18 protein-coding genes and 1 pseudogene are annotated in these 22,306 nt (G+C 65.6%); 11 read left to right on the top strand and 8 right to left on the bottom strand.

The window, feature by feature from the left end; genetic code table 11:
• Positions 1-332 precede the first annotated feature (332 nt).
• From HWX36_RS22530 to HWX36_RS22520, 3 genes are all read left to right on the top strand, one after another.
• The gene (locus HWX36_RS22530; RefSeq protein WP_175954865.1) at positions 333-4,997 is read left to right on the top strand and encodes an RHS repeat-associated core domain-containing protein; all 4,665 of its coding nucleotides are present in this window, start codon (positions 333-335) and stop codon (positions 4,995-4,997) included.
• A 1-nt stretch (position 4,998) separates the two neighbouring features.
• Positions 4,999-5,577, top strand: a complete 579-nt coding sequence (locus HWX36_RS22525) for a hypothetical protein (RefSeq protein ID WP_175954863.1) — start codon at positions 4,999-5,001, stop codon at positions 5,575-5,577.
• Between the two features lie 275 nt (positions 5,578-5,852).
• Positions 5,853-6,161 (top strand): hypothetical protein, encoded by a 309-nt coding sequence (locus HWX36_RS22520; RefSeq protein ID WP_175954861.1) that lies wholly within the window; start codon positions 5,853-5,855, stop codon positions 6,159-6,161.
• 256 nt (positions 6,162-6,417) lie between these two features.
• On the opposite strand, the gene HWX36_RS22515 is transcribed toward HWX36_RS22520, so the two are convergent.
• Entirely contained in the window at positions 6,418-6,591 is a 174-nt protein-coding gene (locus HWX36_RS22515; RefSeq protein ID WP_175954859.1) for a hypothetical protein, read from the bottom strand.
• A gap of 86 nt (positions 6,592-6,677) precedes the next feature.
• On the opposite strand from HWX36_RS22515, the gene HWX36_RS22510 reads away from it, so the two are divergent.
• The 3 genes and pseudogenes from HWX36_RS22510 to HWX36_RS22500 form a co-directional block, all read left to right on the top strand.
• A complete protein-coding gene (locus HWX36_RS22510) occupies positions 6,678-8,105 on the top strand; it encodes an MFS transporter (RefSeq protein WP_175954857.1) in 1,428 nt (475 codons plus the stop codon).
• Between the two features lie 370 nt (positions 8,106-8,475).
• The gene (locus tag HWX36_RS22505) at positions 8,476-9,822 is read left to right on the top strand and encodes a hypothetical protein (protein WP_175954855.1); all 1,347 of its coding nucleotides are present in this window, start codon (positions 8,476-8,478) and stop codon (positions 9,820-9,822) included.
• Positions 9,823-9,828: 6 nt separating this feature from the next.
• A pseudogene (locus HWX36_RS22500) lies at positions 9,829-10,173 on the top strand (nucleoside hydrolase); the annotation flags it as partial.
• On the opposite strand, the gene HWX36_RS22495 reads toward HWX36_RS22500, so the two are convergent.
• On the bottom strand, positions 10,134-10,442 hold the full coding sequence (locus HWX36_RS22495; protein ID WP_175954853.1) for a nuclear transport factor 2 family protein: 309 nt from the start codon (positions 10,440-10,442) through the stop codon (positions 10,134-10,136). The pseudogene HWX36_RS22500 and the gene HWX36_RS22495 sit on opposite strands and share 40 nt — an antisense overlap.
• A 195-nt stretch (positions 10,443-10,637) precedes the next feature.
• On the opposite strand from HWX36_RS22495, the gene HWX36_RS22490 reads away from it, so the two are divergent.
• Positions 10,638-12,548, top strand: coding sequence for a WG repeat-containing protein (locus HWX36_RS22490; RefSeq protein WP_175954851.1), 1,911 nt, complete (start codon positions 10,638-10,640; stop codon positions 12,546-12,548).
• A gap of 135 nt (positions 12,549-12,683) precedes the next feature.
• Here the strand turns inward: HWX36_RS22490 and HWX36_RS22485 are convergent, their stop codons facing one another.
• Complete coding sequence (locus HWX36_RS22485; RefSeq protein WP_175954850.1) at positions 12,684-14,189, bottom strand: PLP-dependent aminotransferase family protein; 1,506 nt, start codon at positions 14,187-14,189, stop codon at positions 12,684-12,686.
• Positions 14,190-14,312: 123 nt separating this feature from the next.
• Between HWX36_RS22485 and HWX36_RS22480 the strand changes: the two genes are divergently transcribed.
• Positions 14,313-14,951, top strand: a complete 639-nt coding sequence (locus HWX36_RS22480) for an FMN-binding negative transcriptional regulator (RefSeq protein ID WP_175954848.1) — start codon at positions 14,313-14,315, stop codon at positions 14,949-14,951.
• A 55-nt stretch (positions 14,952-15,006) separates the two neighbouring features.
• Here HWX36_RS22480 and HWX36_RS22475 read toward each other — a convergent pair whose 3' ends face one another.
• Positions 15,007-15,588: a thioredoxin family protein gene (locus HWX36_RS22475; protein ID WP_175954846.1), complete on the bottom strand. Its 582-nt coding sequence runs from the start codon at positions 15,586-15,588 to the stop codon at positions 15,007-15,009.
• 227 nt (positions 15,589-15,815) lie between these two features.
• On the opposite strand from HWX36_RS22475, the gene HWX36_RS22470 reads away from it, so the two are divergent.
• Positions 15,816-16,556, top strand: coding sequence for a response regulator (locus tag HWX36_RS22470; RefSeq protein WP_175954843.1), 741 nt, complete (start codon positions 15,816-15,818; stop codon positions 16,554-16,556).
• Positions 16,553-17,875 (top strand): ATP-binding protein, encoded by a 1,323-nt coding sequence (locus HWX36_RS22465; RefSeq protein ID WP_175954841.1) that lies wholly within the window; start codon positions 16,553-16,555, stop codon positions 17,873-17,875. Before HWX36_RS22470 ends, HWX36_RS22465 begins: the two co-directional genes overlap by 4 nt.
• 96 nt (positions 17,876-17,971) lie before the next feature.
• On the opposite strand, the gene HWX36_RS22460 is transcribed toward HWX36_RS22465, so the two are convergent.
• The 4 genes from HWX36_RS22460 to HWX36_RS22445 all read right to left on the bottom strand — a co-directional run bounded on the left by HWX36_RS22460 (position 17,972) and on the right by HWX36_RS22445 (position 20,662).
• Positions 17,972-18,583, bottom strand: a complete 612-nt coding sequence (locus HWX36_RS22460; protein ID WP_175954839.1) for an alpha/beta fold hydrolase — start codon at positions 18,581-18,583, stop codon at positions 17,972-17,974.
• 52 nt (positions 18,584-18,635) lie between these two features.
• A complete protein-coding gene (locus HWX36_RS22455; protein ID WP_175954837.1) occupies positions 18,636-19,370 on the bottom strand; it encodes a metallophosphoesterase family protein in 735 nt (244 codons plus the stop codon).
• 110 nt (positions 19,371-19,480) lie between these two features.
• Positions 19,481-20,017 carry a GNAT family protein gene (locus HWX36_RS22450; RefSeq protein WP_175954835.1) on the bottom strand — a complete coding sequence of 179 codons (537 nt, stop codon included), beginning with the start codon at positions 20,015-20,017 and terminating at the stop codon, positions 19,481-19,483.
• Positions 20,018-20,029: 12 nt separating this feature from the next.
• Positions 20,030-20,662, bottom strand: a complete 633-nt coding sequence (locus HWX36_RS22445) for a LysE family translocator (protein WP_175954833.1) — start codon at positions 20,660-20,662, stop codon at positions 20,030-20,032.
• A 305-nt stretch (positions 20,663-20,967) separates the two neighbouring features.
• On the opposite strand from HWX36_RS22445, the gene HWX36_RS22440 reads away from it, so the two are divergent.
• Positions 20,968-22,161: a porin gene (locus HWX36_RS22440; protein ID WP_175954832.1), complete on the top strand. Its 1,194-nt coding sequence runs from the start codon at positions 20,968-20,970 to the stop codon at positions 22,159-22,161.
• The last annotated feature ends 145 nt before the right edge of the window (positions 22,162-22,306 follow it).

Raw genomic sequence — 22,306 nt, 5'->3', positions numbered from 1 at the left:
TGGGGGCGACGGGCCACGATTTGGCAGCTTATGCCCGGTTGATCGGGCTTGCGTGGATTGTGCCCGGCAGGAAAGGTCGCGGTTCGTGGTGCTCGGTGACGCTGATCGGCCAGATAGATGGTTACCGAATTTACATACCATTCGGGGCAAGTCGCGCCAAAAATAGGGTGCGATAACCCGTTTTAGGTGCGGGTTCGAGCGCCGTGACCTTTCATTTTCCAGTCGTCCATTCGTCGGTACAATGCCGCGGTTCGCTGGCATGACGTCCAATATATGAACCGGGGACGGCTTCCGCGAGCCGAAAAACGAACAATGAAAAGAATCCTGAGAGCATGGCAGATCAAAAACTCCCGCCGGGCGCGGAATATGAGCAGGCCACCCCGTGGCTGACCGATGTGCATCCGGACGACGTCGTGGCGTCCGGCGAAGGCTTCAACGCGTGGCTGATCAGCGTGACGAACGGCTACGTGAACGTCGACCGGCTGGCGACGGTGGCCAGCATGATTCCGGTCCTCAACAACCTCATGGCGCTGGCCGATGCGCTCACCGACATCGTCTCGATCATCCGCAAGCGTGGCGGTGAACTGCTCGACTATCTCGGACTGGCGATCAACCTGATCGGCGTGATTCCGTTTCCGCCGGTACTGGCGCCGATGCGCCTCACGGCTCGGCCGCTGCTGGCGCTGATCCGCAATCAGCTTCTGATTCACAAGCGTGACATCGGCGCCGCGATCGTGTCGATCGTCGTCACGCACGTGCAGGCGTCGTTTTCGACCGAGGTCGAGGACTTCCTGACGAAGCTGCAGGCCGTGGTCGACGACCTGATCGATCATTGCGCGGCGAAAGCGCAGGAGATCTTCACGGGTCTGGCCGACGGCATCGACGCGGTGGTGGCGGGCAAGCTGTTCGATCCGACGAAGAACGAACAGGAGGCCGCCAAATACCGGCAGTTGATGAAGAAGAGCGGATGGCTCAGCACGGACCCGGTAAAGGGGGCGTGGGGTTACCTGTCCGAGTCCCTGGTGGCGAAGGGCAAGCGCAACGCCAACTCCGTCGGCAGCACGGCGGCCGGGCTCGTTCCCGAGAAGTACGTCGCGCCGATCCGCTCGATTGCGGTGTCGTTGCGTACGTTGGCGCCGGTAGTGGTCGCCAAGATCAACGAACTGAAGGGCAGCGACGAAGGCAAGCTGATGTGGCTGCTGCTGAAGCTGATCAATGCGCTGCGGCACAAGCGTGAAGCGATGCGGGCCGCGTCGATCAAGTCGCAGGGCACGACGGAAGCAGAGGCCCGGCGGGCGCAGGTGCCGATTGCCGCGACGAAGAAGGAGGCGAAAGCGAAGGGCGCCGGCGTCGACCACTGCGAAGAGTGCGGGCTCGGGGCGTCGGGCGGTTCGATCAGCTATTCGTTTGGCGACGAGACGTTTTCCCATGCCGATTTTGAATTGCCGGGTGCGATGCCCGTCGTGTGGATGCGGGTCTATCGGTCCCGGCTGGCCGGATACGATGACGGCGAGCTGGGGGCGCGCTGGCTGTCGCCGTACATGACGCGTATCGACGTTCGGGGCGGCAAGTGGATCTACAGCGATTCAACGGGCCGCAACATCGAATATCCGGCGCTCGCGGCAGGTGCCGTTCACGACGACCGCGTGGAAGGCGTAACGCTGAGCCGGCTCGACGACACGTGGGTGACTGTCGCGTACGGTCACGATTTGCTTCACGTCTACGAGAAGCGCGGCGATTCGTTCCGCCTCGCATTGCAGAAGGACCGCGCGGGAAATACGATCGCGCTCGATTACGACGACGCGAATCGACTGGCGCGGCTCGTCAGCTCGGCCGGGCATACGCTCGCGTTTCGTCACGACAGCCGCGGGCGTATCGCAACGATCGAGCAGATCATCGACGCGAATACGCGCACGACACTCGCGCAGTACCAATACGACGAGCACGGCGATCTGGTTCGGGCAACTGATCGTTACGGTAACGCGCGTCAGTATGCGTACCATCGCCATCTGATTACCCGCTACACGGATCGCACGGGCCGCGGCATGAACCTCGAGTGGGAGGGAGGCGAGCGCGACGACAATACGAACGCACAGTGCGTGCGTGAATATGCCGATGACGGCAGTCACGACATTCGCCTGATGTGGCATCCGAACATCCGGTTGACCTATGTGACCGACGCGCTGGGCAACGTCACGCGGTACTACTACAACATCCGCGGGTACATGTACCGGATCGCGTATCCGGATGGGACCGAGGAGTGGATGCGGCGCGACCAGGACAACAACCTGGTGATGCACGTTCATCGCGACGGCGGCATCGAGGAGATGGACTACGACGCGCGCGGGAACCTGACGAAGCATTATCGCGTCGACGGGGCGGTTGTCGCGATGGAATACGACGACAAGGATCAGCTCGTTCGACTCAAGGACCCCGAAGGGTACGTGTGGGAACGTTCGTACGATGACGCGGGCAATCTGGTGGGGCAGAAGGATCCGCTCGGGCATGAGACGAAGTACGTGTACAACGCCAGCGGAATGCCGATCGAGACGATCGATGCCAAGGGCGGTGCGACTTCGCTCGTCTACGATGACGCCGGGCAGTTGCTGCAATACACCGACTGTTCCGGCAAGGTGGCGAAGTGGCAATACGATGGCGCCGGGAGACTTGCGCAGTCGATCGACGCCGCGGGTCATGCCACGGTCTACCAGTACGGCAAGAATGGCGGGTTGAGCGAGATCTCGTCGGCGGCGGGTACCGTTCGATTCACGCATGATGCAGAAGGCCGGTTGCTGTCCCAAACCGATCCGATGGAGCGCGTCACGCGCTATTCGTACGACGTGGCGGGGCGTGTGGCAAGCCGCGTCGATGCGCTCGGCTTTACGCTTTCATATCGCTATGACCGTCTCGGCCGCTTGACTGCATTGACCGACGCAAATCGCGCGACCTATCAGTTTCACTACGATCCTGCGGGGCGCTTGCTGGAGGAGATCGGTTTCGACGGCAAGCGAACGACGTACAGCTACGACGAGGGCTCGCTGCAGCCGGTGAAGATCGACGAGGCCGGGCAGGTGACGGAACTCGAATTCGATCAGGCTGGCCGGATCGCACGCCGGATCTCGGGCGCCAGCGAGGAGCGGTTTGCGTACGACGCGAGCGGCCGGCTCATCGAGGCGCGCAACAGTCACAGCCGGATGCAGATGTTCTTCGATCCGGTCGGCAATCTGGTTCGCGAGCATCACGCCTACCGGCTGTTTGGCGACTCGCGCAGCTACGTGTGGCATCACGAATACGATGAAATCGGCACGCGGATCAAGACCGTTCGACCCGATGGGCATGTGCTGGACTGGCTGACCTATGGCTCCGGACACGTGCACGGGCTCGTGCTCGATGGCGAGGAGCGAATCCAGTTCGAGCGTGACGATCTGCACCGTGAAACGGGGCGGACGCTGTCGAGCAAGCTGGCGCAGCAGACGCAATACGATCCGGCCGGCCGGATTACCCGGCAGTCCGTTCGGCGATCAAATGCGCCGGCAGCGCTGGCCGAGCGTCGCTATCGGTACGATGCCGTTGGACAACTCGAACATATCGAGGACAGCCGGAAGGGGTTGATCAGTTATCGCTATGACCCGATCGGCCGCCTCATTGCGGCGATCGGGCCGCTCGGCGCGGAGCATTTTGCGTTCGACCCGGCGAGCAATATCGTTGATCAAGGCAGTCCCAAACACGCGCGTACGCCGGGGCTGGCGAAGGCGAGTCCTGTGGTGCCGGACAGCGTGGACAGCACGTTGCCGCCGAAAGTGCCGAAGGTGCTCGGCAATCTGTTGAAGGAATACGCCGGCACGCACTTCGAATACGATGCGCGCGGGAATTTGATCGGGAAGCGTTCGCCGTCGGGTAGGCAGCAATATGAGTGGGATGGATTCAACCGGTTGAGAATCGCGCGCGTCGAGGAGTCTGAGCGGCGGCATGAGGCTCGGTATTTCTACGATCCTTTCGGGCGCCGGATCGGCAAGGACGTCGATGGTGTGCGAACGGTGTTCGGCTGGGATGGTGATCAGCTTGCTTATGAAAGCAGCGAAGGCAGCGCGACGCAGTATGTGTACGAGCCGGAATCGTTCGTCCCGCTTGCGCAATATGTAACGGCTCAGCCGGTTGCGGGGATTCAGACACCGGTGTGGCGGGAAGGCGAGCCGTATGTGCCGGAGAACGATCCGCTGCAACGTGTGCCGGAACGGCAGTCGGACGCGCACTTGTTCTACTACCACTGTGACCAGATCGGTACGCCGTTGTTGATGACGGACGAGGCCGGCGAGGTGGTGTGGGAGGCGTCGTATCGGGCCTGGGGTGAAGCGCGGGAGGTGATTGCGCGGGTATCGCAGCGGGCGGGTATCGCGCCGCGGAACCCGATTCGGTTTCAGGGGCAGCAGGAGGATGCGGAGACGGGGCTGAGGTATAACCGGAATCGGTATTACGATCCGAGTAATGGTCGGTTTATTAGCAAGGATCCTATCGGCCTTGCCGGCGGCATCAATGTCTATCAGTATGCTCCCGATCCGGTAGGTTGGATTGATCCAATGGGGCTTGCGAAGGTAGGACAACTCGGCACCTACGGGGATCTTAATGGGGGCGATAACGTTGGCGACGGTTTACAAGCTCACGAGCTTCTTCGCCACGAATATCTAGTGCAAAAAGGATTGGCTAGCAAAAATTGCAGAGATGCGGACAATCCTTCAATTGCACTTGATCTCGATAGGCATACCCGAGGTCCTGCTACTGATACTCGTAAAATAGGCGGTGCGCATTATCACGAAGGCAAGATAAGACAGACTTACGGGCTCGGTAGAAACGAGTTTCATGATGATATTAAGCGAGAGCTGGATATTACTCAGGGTGGCTTGAGAAAGGCTGGAATTTCGGCAAGTCAAGCGAGGCGGCTTAGGAAGCGGGCAAAAGCATTTCTGGCGAAAAAATGTCCGTGCATATGTGAGGGTTGATATGAAAAAGCTATTAATGGATTCGGAGTGCTATGACGCGCTTGAGCCGAGGATCGGAGGTGGGGCGCTTATTGGGGGGCTCGTAGCGTGGCCGACGACCTCATCGGGAGAAGAGCTTCAATTGGTGGCATCTCTGCCGGCCACGTTCCTTGAGGTTGAGGGCGGGGCTGAGTATATCTCGGTGTTTTCGTTTTACTCAAAGGATGACTATTTCTTGGATCGCATAACGTATCACGGTGATCCTGGAGAAATGGCAATTATTAAGGGGGGGAGGACGACTCAGGTTGTTTTTCATGAGAAAGGAGGGGAGGTCTTTGGGAGGGATGTCATACCGGCTAGAAGGCTAATTGTCGGGGATGATGTCGCGCAACCATATCAAGGTAGCGGAATTGGTGCGTCGCCTGGATTCCTCCAAAACGAAAGCTTGGCACTCGACCAGGGTCTTGAATTCTCCTTGCAACTGTATTCGGGCGATTTTCCGGAGAACTGGACGGATATATTTGGGCTGAGCGATGCCCTGGCTTATTTGTTTGTCGACAAAGATAAATGCGAAGGGTTGTTTTTCGCTCAGGTTACGTGATATCTGTTGCGGTAAAACTGTTGGGCTAACCGGAAGCAAGGAACGATCTGCCAAGAAGTATTGCGCCCTGTCTCAAAGAGCCGACCCGCGATGTCCGGTCGGCATGCTGAACTGCGCGCAGTACGACAAGTACTATCAGGACACCACGAGTGTAGGCGTCGAATACTTCCCTTGGTATGCAAACCCATCGCGAGGGAAGTGGCACGAAAAGTTTCCGGATGGCGTCGTCGTCATTGGGAGAAAAATATCCGGAATAGAATTAAGGGGGTGTCGCGATGAAGGCACGGCAGCAGATTTTAACTGAGGCGGATGAATTTGTTCGATTTCTTGAGAGAGGATCCTTTTGCGATCGACCGTATAGAGATGATTTGTCTGGGGGATATATAACTACGGATACTGCCGTGGCACGTCACTTTGCTAGGAATGATTCATTCGATGAGTTCGACGAGTGGATAACTGTTACCGACTCTGCTGGTATGTTTGCTGATACCTTTGAGTGGAGTCGTTTAATCATGGTTCGGTTTCGGAAGAATGGATATGGGGATATTGAGTCAAAAAATTTCAATGGTGTCATCGAGAAATGATCGGGTTCGATATAATGTCAGATGATTGAGTTGATGTGCCGGGATATTGAAATAATGCTTCGGTGCTATGCAAATGATTTCTTTCAAGTATTTGGAAGGATATTTTGAGTATCTATTTGGATGACGCGTTCCCGTGCGGATGGAAAGGGAGATGCCCTGATGGACAATTGGTTGTATTTTCTAATGTGATTTGATTTGCCTCAATGTGTATCGAGTCTGACGGCATGGATTGATCTGATTAGCGAATCGCGATTTGTCAGGGTGCGATGGTTTTGGACGACAGCTTGAAGGCAGCCAATATCGATTGGCCGACGGTGAAACCAATATGACGCCATGCTGCGCTCGCCAATGACGGTGGAACCGGATTGATCAAGGCCGCTCCGGTGCGTGGCGACGCCGGGCTGCGCGTCAGTTGGCTGATGTGCTCCACCGCTTGCCTCGCTAAAATGCGCGAAGCCGCTCGCCAACGCCCCACTGGTAGCGCCAAGACAATCAAGAATCCGGAGACTTGCCACCATGGCATCCACCCAGCCCGACCCGCTCGTCGCAGCGGGCGCCGCCCGCCCTGCGGCGATCGATCCCGGCTCCATCTCGGCCCGCCTCGACCGCCTGCCGCCCACCCGCACCGTCTGGAAACTCGTCGTCCTGCTGAGCCTCGGCTTCTTCTTCGAGCTTTACGACCTGCTCTATAGCGGCTACGTCGCCCCCGGCCTCGTGAAAAGCGAAATCCTCTCGGCGACGACGCACGGCTTGTTCGGCACCACGGGTGTCGCGAGCTTCATCGCGGCGCTGTTCTCCGGGCTCTTCATCGGCACGATCGCGTGCGGTTTCCTCGCCGACCGCTTCGGCCGCCGCGCGATCTTCACGTGGTCGCTGCTGTGGTACACGGCGGCCAACGTCGTGATGGCGTTCCAGGACACCGCCGCCGGGCTGAACTTCTGGCGCTTCGTCGTCGGTCTCGGCCTCGGCGTCGAGATGGTGACGATCGGCACATACATCTCCGAACTCGTGCCGAAGCAGATCCGCGGCCGTGCATTCGCGTGCGAGCAGGCGGTCGGGTTCGTCGCGGTGCCGGTGGTCGCGTTCCTCGCATACCTGCTCGTGCCGCATGCCCCGTTCGGCCTCGACGGCTGGCGCTGGGTCGTGCTGATCGGCGCGCACGGCGCGCTGTTCGTATGGTGGATCCGCCGCGAACTGCCGGAAAGCCCGCGCTGGCTCGCGCAGCAGGGCCGGGTCGACGAAGCCGACCGCATCATGCGCACGCTCGAGGCGAAGGTCGAAGCCGAATACGGCCGGCCGCTGCCGCCGCCCGCGCCCGCCGAGCCCGTGCCGCCGCGCGGCAGCTTCCGCGACATGTGGGTGCAGCCGTATCGCAGCCGCACGATCATGATGACGATCTTCAACGTGTTCCAGACGGTCGGCTTCTACGGTTTCGCGAACTGGGTGCCGACGCTGCTGATCAAGCAGGGCATCACGATCACGTCGAGCCTGATGTATTCGAGCGTGATCGCACTCGCCGCGCCGGTCGGCCCGCTGATCGGCCTCGTGATCGCCGACCGCTTCGAGCGCAAGTCGGTGATCGTCTCGATGGCGGCGGCGATCGTCGTCTGCGGGTTGCTGTTCAGCCAGACGACGGTGGGCGCGTTCCTGATCGTGCTCGGCATCGGCCTCACGCTCGCCAGCAACATCATGTCGTACAGCTTCCACGCGTATCAGGCCGAACTGTTCCCGACGTCGATCCGCGCACGGGCCGTCGGCTTCGTCTATTCGTGGAGCCGCTTCTCGGCGATCTTCTCGTCGTTCGTGATCGCGGCCGTGCTGAAGGGTTTCGGCACCTTCGGCGTCTTCGCGTTCATTGCGGGCGCGATGGTGATCGTGATGGCTGCGATCGGGCTCATGGGGCCGCGCACGAAGGGCATTGCGCTCGAAACCATCTCGAAGTGATCGGTGGTCGCGCACGCATGTCGCATGGTTCGTGCGGCATGCGTGCGATGCGATGGTGATTGCATCGAGTATCGGAAATGATCTGGCATACGAATCGATTTGAAGATGCAGTCGTGCCTTGGCGAAACACACGGCTCCCTGTATCGATCTCGAGCGCCCAACGCACAAGCCTGCCACGCAATCAAACGGCGAGCGGCAACGAGTTGAAACAAAGCGTGACGAAGCGCAAAACCGCGCCGTTCCTCCCTGCCGATTCTTGCGCGGACGCGTAAAATGAAGGGCCTGACGACTCATTAGCCGCCATCGGGCCGGTTGCGTTGCAACAGCGAACGGCTCCACCGCGAAGAGGCGTCGGCGCCGGGCGCATACGATGCGCCGGATGTGTCGATGGCTCGCGCGGAAGCTGCGCCGCTCGCAACAGCAGCATGCGGCGGCCGGATCGGCCGATGGCTTCGAACGTATGATGCTTTTCAGCCAAGCGCGGCGATTTGCGAAGCCGCGTTGTCTTGCTCGTGTCGCCGCTGCGTGTTTCTGGCTCGTTGCGGCACTGCCGATCTCCGTGCTTGTCGCGCGGCCTGCCTTTGCGGCGTCCGACGCACCGTTGCCCGCTGCTACGTCGTCCTCATCAGTCGAGTTGTCCGTATCGGCGGCTTCTCGCGCGCATGCTGCTTCGTCAGCGCGTGCATCGTCGGGTGCGTCGGCGGCCCAGCCCGCGCCTGCGGCATCACACGCACATCCTGCGGAGCCTGCCAGTCCGGCATCGGGCGCATCAAGTGCATCGAGTGCATCGAGTGCATCGGCGCCCTCCGCAGCTTCTGCTGCTTCCGCCGCATCAGCCGCCACACCTGCATCGGCCGCTTCCGCCACGCCCGCCAGCGAGGCCGAGGCACCCGCGCCGACACCGCCGCGCCAGCATCCCCCCCTGTCGGCCGAAGAGGCAAAAATTGCGACGGCACGCGCGGTCGACATGCGCAAGCGCTTCACACAGGAAGTCACGCGGCGCCTGAACGTGCCTGCAAGCGAGCAGCGCGCGTACGGCGAGCGGCTCCAGAAGGCGCTCGCCGAAGCGGACCTCGGCAACCTGGCGGGCGAATACATCGCGATGGTCGACCGCTCACCGAACGTGCAGGCGCTGTTCATCTACTTCCGCGCGACGCCGGCCAACGCGTGGATGATGATCGGCGCATCGCCGGTCGGCACCGGGCTGCCGGGCAAGTACGACCATTTCCTGACACCGCTCGGCGTGTTCCATCACTCGCCGGACAACATGGACTTCCGCGCGGAAGGCACGACGAACGAGAACGGCATTCGCGGCTACGGCCGCCGCGACATGCGCATCTACGACTTCGGCTGGGTGGACGGCGAGCGCGGCTGGGGCAAGGGCGGCGTGTCGCCGATGCGCTTCCAGATGCATGCGACCGATCCCGATCGCCTTGAACCGCTGCTGGGCATACGGCACTCGAAGGGGTGCGTGCGGATTCCCGCGTCGCTGAACACGTTCTTCGACCGGCACGGCCTGCTCGACGACGATTACCAGGCGCGCGTCGAAGCTGGCAAGTCGTTGTGGGTGCTGCGTCGCGACCGCGACATCACGCCGATCGCGGGCCGCTACCTGGTCGTGATCGACAGCGCACGCAAGACGCGGCCTGCGTGGTCGCCGTTGCCGGGGCGCAAGGCGTGGTCGAAGGTGCCGAAGGGCGGCGACACGGCGGACTGACCGTCGATCACGCTGGCGCGCGTCGCGTCGTTCCGCGCGCTGGGCAACCGCTGCGGCGCGATCGTCGCCGACATCATGGATGCGGAACTGGCGTACAACAAGAAGCGGCGCGGCGTCGAAGACGCGCCGAGGTACGACCCGACCGCGCTCGGCTATCTCGTCGATCCGACGCTGTTCGGTGGACGCAGGGTGAACGTGATGGTCGAGACGACCGGGCGGTGGACGCTTGGCGAGATGGTCGTCGACTGGAGCGGGCGCAGCGGCCGAGCGGCGAATGCGACGTGGATCAACGAGGTCGACACGGACCGCTTCTACGCGACGCTCGTCGAGCGCATCGCGAAGCTGCCCTGAACGCGGGCAGTCACGCGATGCGCGGCTTCGTCGATCTCGATGATCGGAATCCTCACCCCATGCTTCGTGCGCGGTGTACCGCACGCATCACGCTGGACGCTTGCGCTGAGCAGTGCGTGCAGTTCATCCGCGCTGATCGTCGGCGCACCTTCCTGCGTCTTGATGCGCGCGTGCCGGAACAGCTCGGCGACGCCCGGCAAGTCACCGGTGTCCAGCAGTTCCCCGTAGCGGTAGAGCGGGTTCGCGATCTCGACTGCGCTGTGGGTCACGCGGGCGCCACCGTCGTTGAACGATGACGACGATGGTGCGCGGCGCGGGGCGGCTCTGCTTCGTCCGGGTGGATTAATCTGGCGCGGAGCGCGGAGCGCGGGGCGCGGTGCCGGCAACTGCCTTCGTCATCGCGCGCTCCTATAATGAGCGCCGACACGACAACAGCAACAACAAAGACGAGGGCGACCCTTCCGATGGGCAATCGATCATGGCTGTATCTCCAGGCCGGTGACGGCGACGACGCGCGAACGATCGCGCTCGCGGAATCCAACAATCACTTTCCGCTGCTGTGGCGCGTGCTGCTCGCCGATGGCGGCGCGGGCGACGCGATTACCGATCAGCGCGTGTTCGGCGATGCCGGGACGCCGAATCTCGCCAGCGACGCGCGTGCGGCGCATGCGCGACTCAGCCGGCTCGCGTCGTTCGTCGTCGCGTATCCGCTGCCCGGTGACGATCCGGCGCTCGCGCGTCAGTTCGATGCGCTCGTGCGTCATCTCGGCGAATCGATCGACGCGCTCGGCGATGCGCACGGCGCACCACGGTTTTCCGCGAATCTCGACGAGTTGTCGTGGTTCGACGGCGGCGATCCGAACGACTACATCGACCAGGAACGCGATACCTGCACGCGCCTGTGGTGGCAGGTCGCGAACTGCATGGACTTTCGCGACGTGCACGGCGTGCGCGATGCGCTCGAGATCGATACGCCACCCGACTGGCGCGACTGGGCGTGGGGCTTCGGGTTCGGCTGCATGTCGCATCACTATTTCGTCCGTCAGGAGCCGCCGCGCGGCGTGATGTTTGCCGAGATGTTCGATGCCGGCGAGGTGCACGGCAACTGGCTCGGCCACGGCACGTTCAGCTTTCGCGCACGCAACGGCCGGTGGGGCGTGCGGCGTGAAATCGACGACGCGTGGCGCGTGATCGTGCCGCCCGAGTGGACGAGCCTGTGGACGAGCGGCGCGCGCGACGGCCGGTTGCTGTGGGCCGCGCGTGACGGGAAGGTCGGCCTGCTGTTTGCCGATGGCGATAGCGATGGCGACGAGATGCGGATCGTGCGCGAACCGTCATTCGACGCCGTGTGGGATTTCAGCGGCGACGTCGCATGCGTGCGCGTCGGCGAGCGGTTTGGACTCGTGCGCACGGACGGCACGTGGGCGCTCGAACCGTCGCTCGACGATTTCGGCGATTTCACCGGCGGGATCGCATCCGCGAGCCTGGACGGCCGCTGGGGCTTCGTCGACACGCACGGTGCGTGGGTGATTCCGCCGCGTTTCGACGATGCGCATGAATTCGAGAACGGCGCCGTCGCGGCGGTATCCGAAGGCGAGCGGTGGGGGCTGATCGGGCGCGACGGACAATGGCGCGCGCCGCCCGAGTGGGACGCGCTCGAATGGTCGTCCGAATGCGGCGCCTTCGTCGCGCAGCGCGATGGTCACGTCGGCCTCGTCGATGCGAAGGGCCGGGTCGTCGTCGAACCGCATTACGCGGAAGTCGCCAGGCTGACCGACGACGAACGGACCGACATGCTGACCGAGCTCGGCGCGATCCGCCACATCGTTCGGCGCGACGACGGGCGTTGCGCGATTGTCGACGGGCAGGGCCGCGTGCTGACACCGTTCGACTTCGTCAACATGGGGGCGCTGCCGTGGTTACCCGATGACGAAGCCGTGCCGGGCGAGCTGTTCACGCGTTACGCGATCGGCGTCCTGCCGGGCGAGCCGGTGCAACTCGCGATCTGCGATCTCGAGACGGGCGCAACGGTCGCGCAGGGGCGCTACGACGACGTGGCCGGCCTGTTCTGGGGCGCCGATCACGGCTGGCTGGCCTGTGTGCAGGACGAGAGCGGCCACGACGTGCGGGCGACGGTGCTTCGCGCGGACGGTACCGTGCTGCATCCGGCGCGTTATACGCGGATCGGTGACGATGCGCTGTTCGACGACGATCGCAACGCCGGCGTCGGACACGCGATGCTGATGCCGTGGTTTGTCCGCCGTGTCGCGGTCGCGCAGAACTGGAGCCTGGGCGAACCGGTCGCCGCCTTGCGCGACGACGGCGTGCCCGTATGGCTGTACGCGGACGGGCGTGCGGCGATGACGCGTCGATAGGCAGGACTGCTGTCGTGCATGCCGGCGTGGCCGCGCGCGCGGCCGGCAGCGGTGAACGGTGCGACGCCGGCCAGAACGGCCCGTTTGCTTGCAGGATTGACAGACGATTACGTTAGTTGCCTGCCGCCCCCCCTTTTACGGCACGCGCGGCCGCGATTCCGCTGACGAAACCACATCCGCGAGCCGCTGCGCGGCCGCCTCCATCTGCGCGCGGCCGAACCCGCCGAAGCCCAGCACGAGCCCCGGGCGGGCCGTGCCCGGCGCGAACATCGGCGATACCGCGCGCACCGCGACGCCGGCTTGCGCGGCGCGTTCGACCACGTCGAGATCGTCGATCCCTTCCGCGAGCCACAGCACGACGTGCATCCCCTGGTCGCCCGGCTGCACCCACGCGCGTTCGCGCGGCAGCCGCGCCCCGAGCGTGTCGATCAGCAGCGCGCGCTGTTCCGCATACACGCCGCGCACGCGGCGGATGTGGCGGTCGAGATGGCCTTCCGCGATGAACGCGGCCAGCACGTGCTGGTCGGCGGTCGGCACATGACGATCCATCAGCACGCGGGCGCCGCAGAACGCGGGCACGAGATCGTCGGGCGCGATCACGTAGCCGAGCCGAAGCGACGGAAACAGGATCTTGCTGAACGTGCCGAGGTAGATCACGCGATCGGGGTCGAGCCCTTGCAGCGACGGGAATGGATGGCCTTCGTAGCGCAGCTCGCTGTCGTAATCGTCCTCGACTACCCATGCGTGCCGTGCGCGCGCCCACGCGAGCAGCGCATTGCGCCGCGCCATGCTGAGCGGCATGCCGAGCGGATACTGATGCGACGGCGTGACGAATGCGACCCGCGCATGCGGCGCGAGACGGATACCGGCCTCGACGTCGATACCGTCGGCGTCGACCGGCACCCGCACCATCGCGTCGCGCCGCCCGGTGCTGTCGAGCAGCGCGGTGATGCCGCGATAGGCCGGATTCTCGACCCATGCCTGATCGCCAGCGCCAAGCAGCACCTGGCTTGCGAGATGCAGCCCCTGCTGCGTGCCGCTCGTGATCACGACTTGGTTCGCATCGCAGCGCACCGAGCGCGAGCGGCGCACGTAGTCGGCGATCGCTTCGCGCAGCGGCAGCGCGCCTTGCGGATCGGCATAGCCGGATGGCGCGCCGGCGCCGCGCGCGCGCAGCCGGTTGCCGAGCCGGCGCCAGATGTCGTCGGGGGCGGTGAGCCCGATCGGCACCGAGATCGCGAACGGCATGGCCGGCAGCGGACGGAATTCGCCGGCGATCCGTGCGAACGTGGCGGCAGGTTCGGGCAGGCCGGCGCGCACCGGGGGGCGGCGCCGGGCGGGCGGCTCGGGGGCGTTGACGGGCGGCTCCGCTAGCGCGTGCGCGACCCGCGTGCCCGCGCCGCCGCGCGATTCGAGAAAGCCTTCGGCGATGAGCTGCGCATACGCATCGACGACGGTGCCGCGCGCCACCTGCAGCGACGCGGCGAGCAGCCGTGTGGACGGCAGCGTGTCGCCGGGCCGGACGTCGCCGCGCCGCACGGCTTCGCGCAGCGCCTGCGCGAGCTGGCGGCTCAGGTCGCCGGCCGCACGATCGAGCGCGCCGAGCGACGGGATGTCGACGTTCCGGGCCGTTCTTGCCATGATTCTGGTCTGCTGAAATTGTTTCAAACCGGCTCTACAGCATAAACCAGTTTGGAGCCACAATCGGCGCATGACGGGCCAGCGCCCGAGCCATTCCAACCCCCGCATGACCGTGGAGCCGACATGTACGTCCCCGCCGATTTCGCCGAAACCAATCCCGACGCGCTACGAGAGCTGATCGTGCAGCATCCGTTCGGGAGCCTGATCACGCACGGCAAGAGCGGGCTCGACGCGAACCACATCCCGTTCGAGCTGCTGCCGGGCGACAGTGGCCCCGACGAGCTGCATGCGCACGTCGCGCGCGCGAATCCGCTCTGGCAGGACGTCGCGAACGGCGACGAGGTGCTCGTGATCTTCCGCGCGGGCGACGCATACATCTCGCCGACCTGGTATCCGAGCAAACATGTGGCGCACCGGCAGGTGCCGACGTGGAACTACGTGGTCGTGCATGCGCACGGCCGCATCACGGTGCGCGACGACGAGACGTTCGTGCGCGGCGTGGTCGCGCGGCTCACGCGCACGCACGAGGCGTCGCAGCCGGCGCCGTGGAAGATGGGCGACGCGCCGAAGGATTATCTCGACGCGATGCTGCAGTCGATCGTCGGACTGCAGATCGAGATCACGCGGCTCGTCGGCAAGCGCAAGCTCGGGCAGAACAAGGAGGAGGCCGATATTCGCGGCGCGGGCGACGCGCTGGTCGCGAACGGCAACCTCGCGATCGGCGAAGCGATGATCGAGGCGGCCGACGCGAAGCGCGGGTGAACGCTCGCGACAGGCAGGCGCGAGCGGGCAAGTGCCACGCCCGCGCGCCGGCCCGTCATTGCGTGCGCGTCGTGCCCTTCGCGCCTTCACCGGCCTGCGCGAGCGCACCGCGGATCGCAGCCTCGGTCTTGTCGTACCCGCCTTCGCCATCGCGCGTATAGATCACCTTCCCGTTCGCGTCGATCAGGTACAGCGCGGGCCAGTACTGGTTGCCGTACGCGCGCCACGTGTCGTAGCGGTTGTCCTGCGCGACCGGATACCGGATGCCGAAGCGCCTGATCGCATCGGCGACGTTGCCCGCGTCGCGCTCGAACGGAAACTCGGGCGTATGCACGCCGACCACGACGAGCCCCTGGTCGCGATACTTCCGGTCCCACTCCTTCACGTACGGAATCGTATGAATGCAGTTGATGCACGAGTACGTCCAGAAATCGACGAGCACGACCCTGCCGCGCAACTGGCCGAGCGTCAGCGGCGTGCTGTTGTGCCAGCGGTCGATGCCGGTGAAATCGGGCGCCGCCGTACCGGCCTGCGCGGCCGGCATGCCGGCGTCGTCGCGGGTGCCCGCGAAGGCGGCGAGCCCGGTCGAGGCGGCAAGGGCGATGACGAGGGCGGCAATCTTGAGTCGGGGCAGCATGGCGTTCTCCTGAGCGGGAGGCCGCCGCTCGGAGGCGGTGGCCGGACGGGTTTCGACAGGCCCTATTAGGCGGCGCCGACGTATCTGCGATGTGTCCGGCGAGCCACGCGTGTGCAATGTTGTGTGTCGTCGCGGCGGCGCGATACATTGGGATACAAACGCATGCCCGCCGTGCGGTATAAAAGCGGACATCGCCAGCCCGAATACCTCGACACCGACGACGACTCATGGACAAGATCGACCACGTGCTGATCGTCGACGACGATCGCGCGATCCGCGAACTGCTCGCGGATTATCTGGAGAAGAACGGCATGCGCGTGTCGCTGGCCGCGAACGGCCGCGAGATGCGCAACGCACTGGACGACGGTGCCCCCGACCTGATCGTGCTCGACCTGATGCTGCCCGGCGAGGACGGCCTCACGCTGTGCCGCGACCTGCGCGCGGGCAAGTTCCGTACGGTGCCCGTGCTGATGCTGACCGCACGCGGCGAGGAAACCGACCGCATCATCGGCCTCGAGATGGGCGCCGACGACTACCTGGCCAAGCCGTTCGCGGTGCGTGAGCTGCTCGCGCGGATCCGCTCGGTGCTGCGGCGCGCGCGCATGCTGCCGCCCGGCATGCAGGTGACGGAAACAGCGGAAATGCTCGCGTTCGGCGAATGGCGGCTCGACACGACCGGGCGCCACCTGCTCGACGCGGAAGGCACGCTGGTCGCGCTGAGCGGCGCCGAATACCGGCTGTTGCGCGTGTTCCTCGACAACCCGCAGCGCGTGCTGACGCGCGATCAGCTGCTCAATCTCACGCAGGGGCGGCAGTCCGATCCGTTCGACCGCTCGATCGACCTGCTCGTGAGCCGGCTGCGCCAGCGCCTGCGGGACGGCGCGCGCGAACCGCGCTACATCAAGACGCTGCGCAACGAGGGCTATGTGTTCTCGTCGGCCGTGACCGCCGTCGACGGTACGCCATGAGCGCGCGCATGCCGTGGCACTGGCCGCGCTCGCTGTTCGCGCGGCTCGCGCTGATCCTGTGCGTGGGCCTCGCGCTCGCGCAGACGCTGTCGTTCTGGCTCACCATGACCGAGCGCGACCAGGCGACCACCAACCTGATGATGGGCTACATCGAGCGCGAGGTCGCGAGCTCGGTCGCGCTGCTCGACCACCTGCCGCCCGCCGAGCGCGCCGCGTGGCTGCCGCGCCTCGCGCGGCGCAGCTATGCGTTCATTCTCGGGCCCGGCGATACCGGCACGCCGCCGGAGGCGCGGCTGTCGGCGCGCGTCGAGCGGTCGATTTCCGACGGCATCGGCGGCGACTACCCGCTGACCGCGAACGCGATTCCCGGCGACCGCGAACACCTGCAGGTGCATCTGCGGCTGACCGACGGGTCGCCGCTGACGATCGACATTCGTCCGATGTCGACGGTGCCGCTGTCGGGCTGGCTGCCGGTCGTACTCGTGCTGCAGCTTGCGGTGCTGGCCGCGTGCTGCTGGCTCGCGGTGCGGCTCGCGACGCGGCCGCTCAAGCAGCTCGCGCAGGCCGCCGACGCACTGGGCCCCGACTTGAAGGGCGAGCGGCTGAACGAGGGCGGGCCGTCGGAAGTCGCGCGCGCCGCCCGGGCATTCAACGCGATGCAGGATCGCATCGCGCAGTCCATGGCCGAACGCATGCAGATCCTCGCGTCGATCTCGCACGACCTGCAGACGCCGATCACGCGGATGCGCTTGCGCGTCGACATGATGGACGACGACGCGCAGGGCGCGAAGCTGCGCCAGGACCTGCTCGAGATGGAGCATCTGGTGAAGGAGGGCGTGGCGTACGCGCGGACGCTGCACGGCACCGAGGAGGCCGCGCGCCGCATCGATCTCGACGCGCTGCTCGACAGCATCGTATGCGACTACACGGATGCGGGGCAGGACGTTGCGCTGCACAGCCGCGCGCCGCTCGCGCTCGTCACGCGGCCGAAGGCGCTGCGCCGCATCGTCGGCAACCTCGTCGACAACGCGCTGAAATTCGCGGGCGCGGCCGAGATCGACGTGCAGGCCGGGCCGGACGGCGGCGCGGTGATCGCCGTGCTCGACCGCGGGCCCGGCATTCCGGACGATCAGCTCGACGCGGTGTTCGAGCCGTTCCGGCGCGTGGAGACGTCGCGCAACCGCGAGACGGGCGGCACGGGGCTCGGCCTCGCGATCGCGCGGCAACTCGCGCTCGCGATGGGCGGCACGCTCACGCTGAACAACCGGACGGACGGCGGCGGGCTCGAGGCGCGGCTCACGCTGAGGAATGCGGGGTGACGGGAGGCGGCGCGTGAGCGGCTTGGTTTCAGGCTTGTGCCGAAGTCGAAGCCTGAATCGAAACCGAAGCCGACGTTGAAGCTGCCGCGCGCGGCGTCACACGCGCTGCAGATGCGCATCGACGAGCGGTGCGAGCGCAGCCGCATGCGCGGCCGCGAGATCGTGCCGGCCGCCGGGCACGACATGCAGCTGCGCATCGGGCAACCGTTCGAGCAGGCGCCGGCCGGCCGCGACGGGGCTGATCGGATCGTCGTCGCCCCACAGCAGCAGCGTCGGCTGCGCAATGCGGCCGATGTCCCGCGACAGGTCGGCCTGGAATGTCAGGAACCAGTCGGGATGCTGCGGGTTGGCTTGCGCGAAACCGGTGCGCCAGTCCTGCGCACCGAGCCCCGCCATGTCGAGTCCGCCGGACGTGACCGTCAGCACGAGGTGCGTGATCAGTGCGGGCTTGTCGAGCGCCGCGCGCATCGCGATCACGCCGCCCATCGATTGGGCAATCACGGCGGTCGGCCGGTCGATCGTTTCCAGAACATGACGCACGAGGCTGTCGAAATCGTCGACGGCCGGATCGCGCGGCGTGTCGCCGAAACCCGGATAGCCGACGATCCGGCGCTCGGCCGGATGCGTCAGCAGGCCGGCGAGCGGTTGCCAGAAGGCGGTGCTGCCCGATGCGCCGGGCAGGAAGAGCAGTTGCGACGGAACGGGCATGGCGGTGCGGTTTCCGGTGAATGAAGTGAAGCGGGAGGGGGGGCCGGGCGCATCAGCACCGGCCGGTGCGCAGCGCGACGGTCCAGTCGTCGCGCCCGCGCGATGCCGCGGTGGCCGCGGCCGTGTGCCAGTCGTATTCGACCGCATGGAACTCGACGTTCCAGCCGGCGGCCGTGCGCGACACCATCGCGTAGCGCGCATGCGGCGAGCCCGTCTCGATGCGGTGCGGGTGCGGCAGGTCGTCCGTGTAGGCCTGCAGCCCGACGCTGCCCGGGTTGACGATCAGGCGGCCGTCGTCGAGCTTCGCCGTGCGCGGAATGTGCGTGTGGCCGCACAGGATCAGCGACGCCGGTTCGTCGCCCGCGCGCTGCGCGATTTCATCGGGCGTGGCCGCACGGCAGCCGTCGGGCGTGACCGTTTCGAGGAAATAGACGAGGTCGCTGTCGGGCGTGCCGTGCACCATCAGCACGTCGTCGCCGAGCGTCATGCGTTCGGGGAGCGCGGCGACCCAGTCGAGATGGTCGGCGCGCAGCGTGTCGTGCGCCCAGCGATCCGACAGCCGCATCGACTCGCGATCGCCGGTGAGCAGTTGCCGTTCGTGATTGCCCTTGATGGTCGGCAGGCCGAGCGCGATCAGGCGGTCGGCCGTTTCGGCCGGATGGAGCGCGCCGGACAGGATGTCGCCGAGGTTGACGATCACGTCGGCGCCGCGGCGGCGGACGTCGTCGAGCACCGCGTCGAGTGCGGCGAGGTTGCCGTGGATGTCCGACAGTGCGGCGATTTTCATGGCGGATCGTCGAAGAGGGGAACGGCGATTGTCGCCAATTCGGCGCAGGCCGTCCAATGGCGTGCGCATGCGCAGCGGTGAGGGTTTGGCGTGAAGCCGCGGGTTGCGCGTCAGTCGGTCGCGAGGCGCGCGTACATCGCGAAATCGCCCGGCGTGCCGCGCACCATCCTGTATGCGCGCAACAGCCCTTCGTAGCGGTAGCCGCACTTCTGCAGCACGCGCGCGGAGCCTTCGTTGCCGGTCAGCACGACGGCCTGCATGCGCATGAAGCCGTCGTCGGCGAATGCCCACTCTGTGACGGCCGTACACAGTGCGCTTGCGATCCCGCGCCCCCAGTGCGACGGCGCGAGATCGTAAGCGATTTCCGCCGAGCGGTTCGCGGTCGATACGGTATGCAGGCCGATCGTCCCGGCGAGCGCACCCGATGCGTCGTCGATCACGGCGAGACGGCGGATCGAGTCGGGGTCCGTCGATTCGATGGCGTCGAACAGCGGCAGCAGGTCGTCGGGCGAGCGCAGGTTCCAGCTCGTATGGCGGAAGACGTCGGGGTTCGACAGGTACGCGTACCACGCGTCGAGGTCGGCGCGTTCGAGCTGGCGGAGCGACAGGCCCGGATAGCCGGAGCGGGGCGGCGTAGCGATTTTCATCGGAATCCGCCCCTACGACGCATGACGCCGGGGCAGCGCCAGCGACCCTGCGAGCGCAAGCAGCATCGCGCCGCAGGTGCGTTCGAGCCACGGCGCGCCCGCGCGCTTCAGAAGCCGCACCGCGCGCGCGCCGAGCAGCGCGTAGCCGAACATCACGATACCGCCGAGCAGCGCGAACGTGACCGCGAGCGCGACGTATTGCGGCGCGAGCGGCGCGGACGGATCCAGGAACTGCGGCAGGACGGCGGAGAAGAACAGATAGCCCTTCGGGTTCGTCACCGCCGTGAGGAAACGCTTCGCGAAGATCGACGCGTTGCGCCCGGATGCCGCGCCACCGTGCGCGGCGGCGACGTCGAGCGAACCCTTCGACATCAGCAGCCGGATGCCCACATACGCGAGGTACGCGGCGCCGAGCCACTTCACCACCGGGAACCAGAACGCCGACGCCGTCAGCAGCGCGCCGAGGCCGAACGCGACCGCGACGATCAGCGCGAAGTCGGACAGCATCGCGCCCGCGAAGCCGCAGGCCGCGCGGCGCACGCCGTGGCGCGAGCCGTTGGTCAGCGCGAGCAGCACGGTCGGGCCGGGTGTCGCGATACTGACGAACGCGACGGCGGCGAAGACCAGCAGGGTCGCTTCATGCATGAAGGCACTCCCGATGGATGGCGGGCGTTCGATTATCGGCTGCGCCCGACGGGGCTGTACAGGTGCGCCGCGCCGCGCACAAGGCTGCCTCTTCGACTATCTCGATTTTGGCAAGAAACTGTTTTCATCATTGCGCTTTCGATCGAAACCGGTTCCATCTACCATGGCGGCCGCAGTGGGCATGCCCGCCGCGTCGTCGCGCGCGGACGCCGCCGGCCTCGCACCGCCGGCGGATCTTGCCGCCCGCGCGCTACTCGCAACTGACAGCCAGAACAACGGGTTCAACGCCCGGAGACACGACAATCATGAACAAGCAACTGATCGCAGCCCCGCTGCTGCTCTCGCTCGCGGGCATCGCCGCCGCGCAAAGCTCCGTCACGCTGTACGGCATCGTCGATGCGGGCGTGACCTATCGCAGCAATGAACGGGCCGGCTCCGCGGGGGCGTACACCGGCCATTCGAACGTCGGGCTCACGACCGGCAACCTGTCCGGCAGCCGATGGGGCATCAAGGGTTCGGAGGATCTCGGCGGCGGGATGCGCGCGCTGTTCGTCCTCGAGAACGGCTTCGACATCACGAACGGCACGTCGGGGCAGGGTGGCCGCCAGTTCGGCCGCCAGGCGTTCGTCGGCCTCGGCAGCGACCGCTACGGTACGGTCACGCTCGGCCGCCAGTACACGTCGCTCGACGACTTCGTGAGCCCGGTCGGCCCGTCGTCGTACATCGGCGGCTTCGGCGCGCACCCGGGCGACATAGACGACCTCGACCAGACCGCACGTGTCGACAGCTCGATCAAGTACACGAGCGCCAACTACTCGGGCTTCACGTTCGGCGCGCTGTACGGCTTTGGCAGCCAGCCGGGCAGCATGAAGCAGCGCAACACGTGGAGCGTCGGCGCGGCATACGCGGCGGGCCCGCTGCGCGTCGGCGTCGGCTACGAGCGGTCGGACAACAGCAAGACGGGGGCGACCGACCCGACGGCCGGCAAGTGGCAGAGTACCGACGACGGGCTGTTCAACTCGTCGATCAACGAAGGCTATGCGAGCGCGCAATCGCAGCAGATCATCGCGACCGGCGCGACCTACGATTTCGGCCCGGCCGTCGTCGGCGTGAACTACAGCAACGTGCAGTACCGCAGCGGCGGCCAGTCGCTGTTCACGGGCCACGCGACGTTCAACGTCGCGGGTGTGTTCACGCGCTGGAACGTGCGCCCGCAGACGCAGCTGTTCGCGGGCTACAGCTACACGCGCGGCAGCGATGTCGACGGTGTGGACGACCGCGCGCAGTATCACAACGTCACGCTCGGCGCCGTCTACGACCTGTCGAAGCGCACCAGCGTGTACCTGCTCGGCGCGTACCAGCACGCATCGGGCATGACGCTCGACGCGCTGGGCCGGCCGGTGGCCGCGACGGCGTCGGTGTCCGACAAGGCGAACGGCCACTCGTCCGATTCGCGCTCGCAGGCCATCGTCAGCCTCGGCCTGCGCCAGAAGTTCTGACGCATCACCATCGTTGCAGGCGCAACGTTGCCAGCAGCCGATGCCGGCGACGTTGCACGCATGCTCCTATCCTGCCGCCTCCTTTCCTGGAGGCGACGACACGGCTCGAACGCATTCCGCGAGTTGCCGGTGCGGAACCGTCACC

This window comes from Burkholderia sp. BCC0405, from assembly GCF_902833075.1.
Lineage (GTDB): Bacteria > Pseudomonadota > Gammaproteobacteria > Burkholderiales > Burkholderiaceae > Burkholderia.
This window is presented reverse-complemented; position numbering and strand designations above follow the sequence as displayed.

Coding starts and splice junctions, on each gene's coding strand:
- HWX36_RS22530 (WP_175954865.1), top strand. CDS start 333: ATGGCAGATCAAAAACTCCCGCCGGGCGCGGAATATGAGCAGGCCACC.
- HWX36_RS22525 (WP_175954863.1), top strand. CDS start 4,999: ATGAAAAAGCTATTAATGGATTCGGAGTGCTATGACGCGCTTGAGCCG.
- HWX36_RS22520 (WP_175954861.1), top strand. CDS start 5,853: ATGAAGGCACGGCAGCAGATTTTAACTGAGGCGGATGAATTTGTTCGA.
- HWX36_RS22510 (WP_175954857.1), top strand. CDS start 6,678: ATGGCATCCACCCAGCCCGACCCGCTCGTCGCAGCGGGCGCCGCCCGC.
- HWX36_RS22505 (WP_175954855.1), top strand. CDS start 8,476: ATGCGCCGGATGTGTCGATGGCTCGCGCGGAAGCTGCGCCGCTCGCAA.
- HWX36_RS22490 (WP_175954851.1), top strand. CDS start 10,638: ATGGGCAATCGATCATGGCTGTATCTCCAGGCCGGTGACGGCGACGAC.
- HWX36_RS22485 (WP_175954850.1), bottom strand. CDS start 14,189: ATGGCAAGAACGGCCCGGAACGTCGACATCCCGTCGCTCGGCGCGCTC.
- HWX36_RS22480 (WP_175954848.1), top strand. CDS start 14,313: ATGTACGTCCCCGCCGATTTCGCCGAAACCAATCCCGACGCGCTACGA.
- HWX36_RS22475 (WP_175954846.1), bottom strand. CDS start 15,588: ATGCTGCCCCGACTCAAGATTGCCGCCCTCGTCATCGCCCTTGCCGCC.
- HWX36_RS22470 (WP_175954843.1), top strand. CDS start 15,816: ATGGACAAGATCGACCACGTGCTGATCGTCGACGACGATCGCGCGATC.
- HWX36_RS22465 (WP_175954841.1), top strand. CDS start 16,553: ATGAGCGCGCGCATGCCGTGGCACTGGCCGCGCTCGCTGTTCGCGCGG.
- HWX36_RS22460 (WP_175954839.1), bottom strand. CDS start 18,583: ATGCCCGTTCCGTCGCAACTGCTCTTCCTGCCCGGCGCATCGGGCAGC.
- HWX36_RS22455 (WP_175954837.1), bottom strand. CDS start 19,370: ATGAAAATCGCCGCACTGTCGGACATCCACGGCAACCTCGCCGCACTC.
- HWX36_RS22450 (WP_175954835.1), bottom strand. CDS start 20,017: ATGAAAATCGCTACGCCGCCCCGCTCCGGCTATCCGGGCCTGTCGCTC.
- HWX36_RS22445 (WP_175954833.1), bottom strand. CDS start 20,662: ATGCATGAAGCGACCCTGCTGGTCTTCGCCGCCGTCGCGTTCGTCAGT.
- HWX36_RS22440 (WP_175954832.1), top strand. CDS start 20,968: ATGAACAAGCAACTGATCGCAGCCCCGCTGCTGCTCTCGCTCGCGGGC.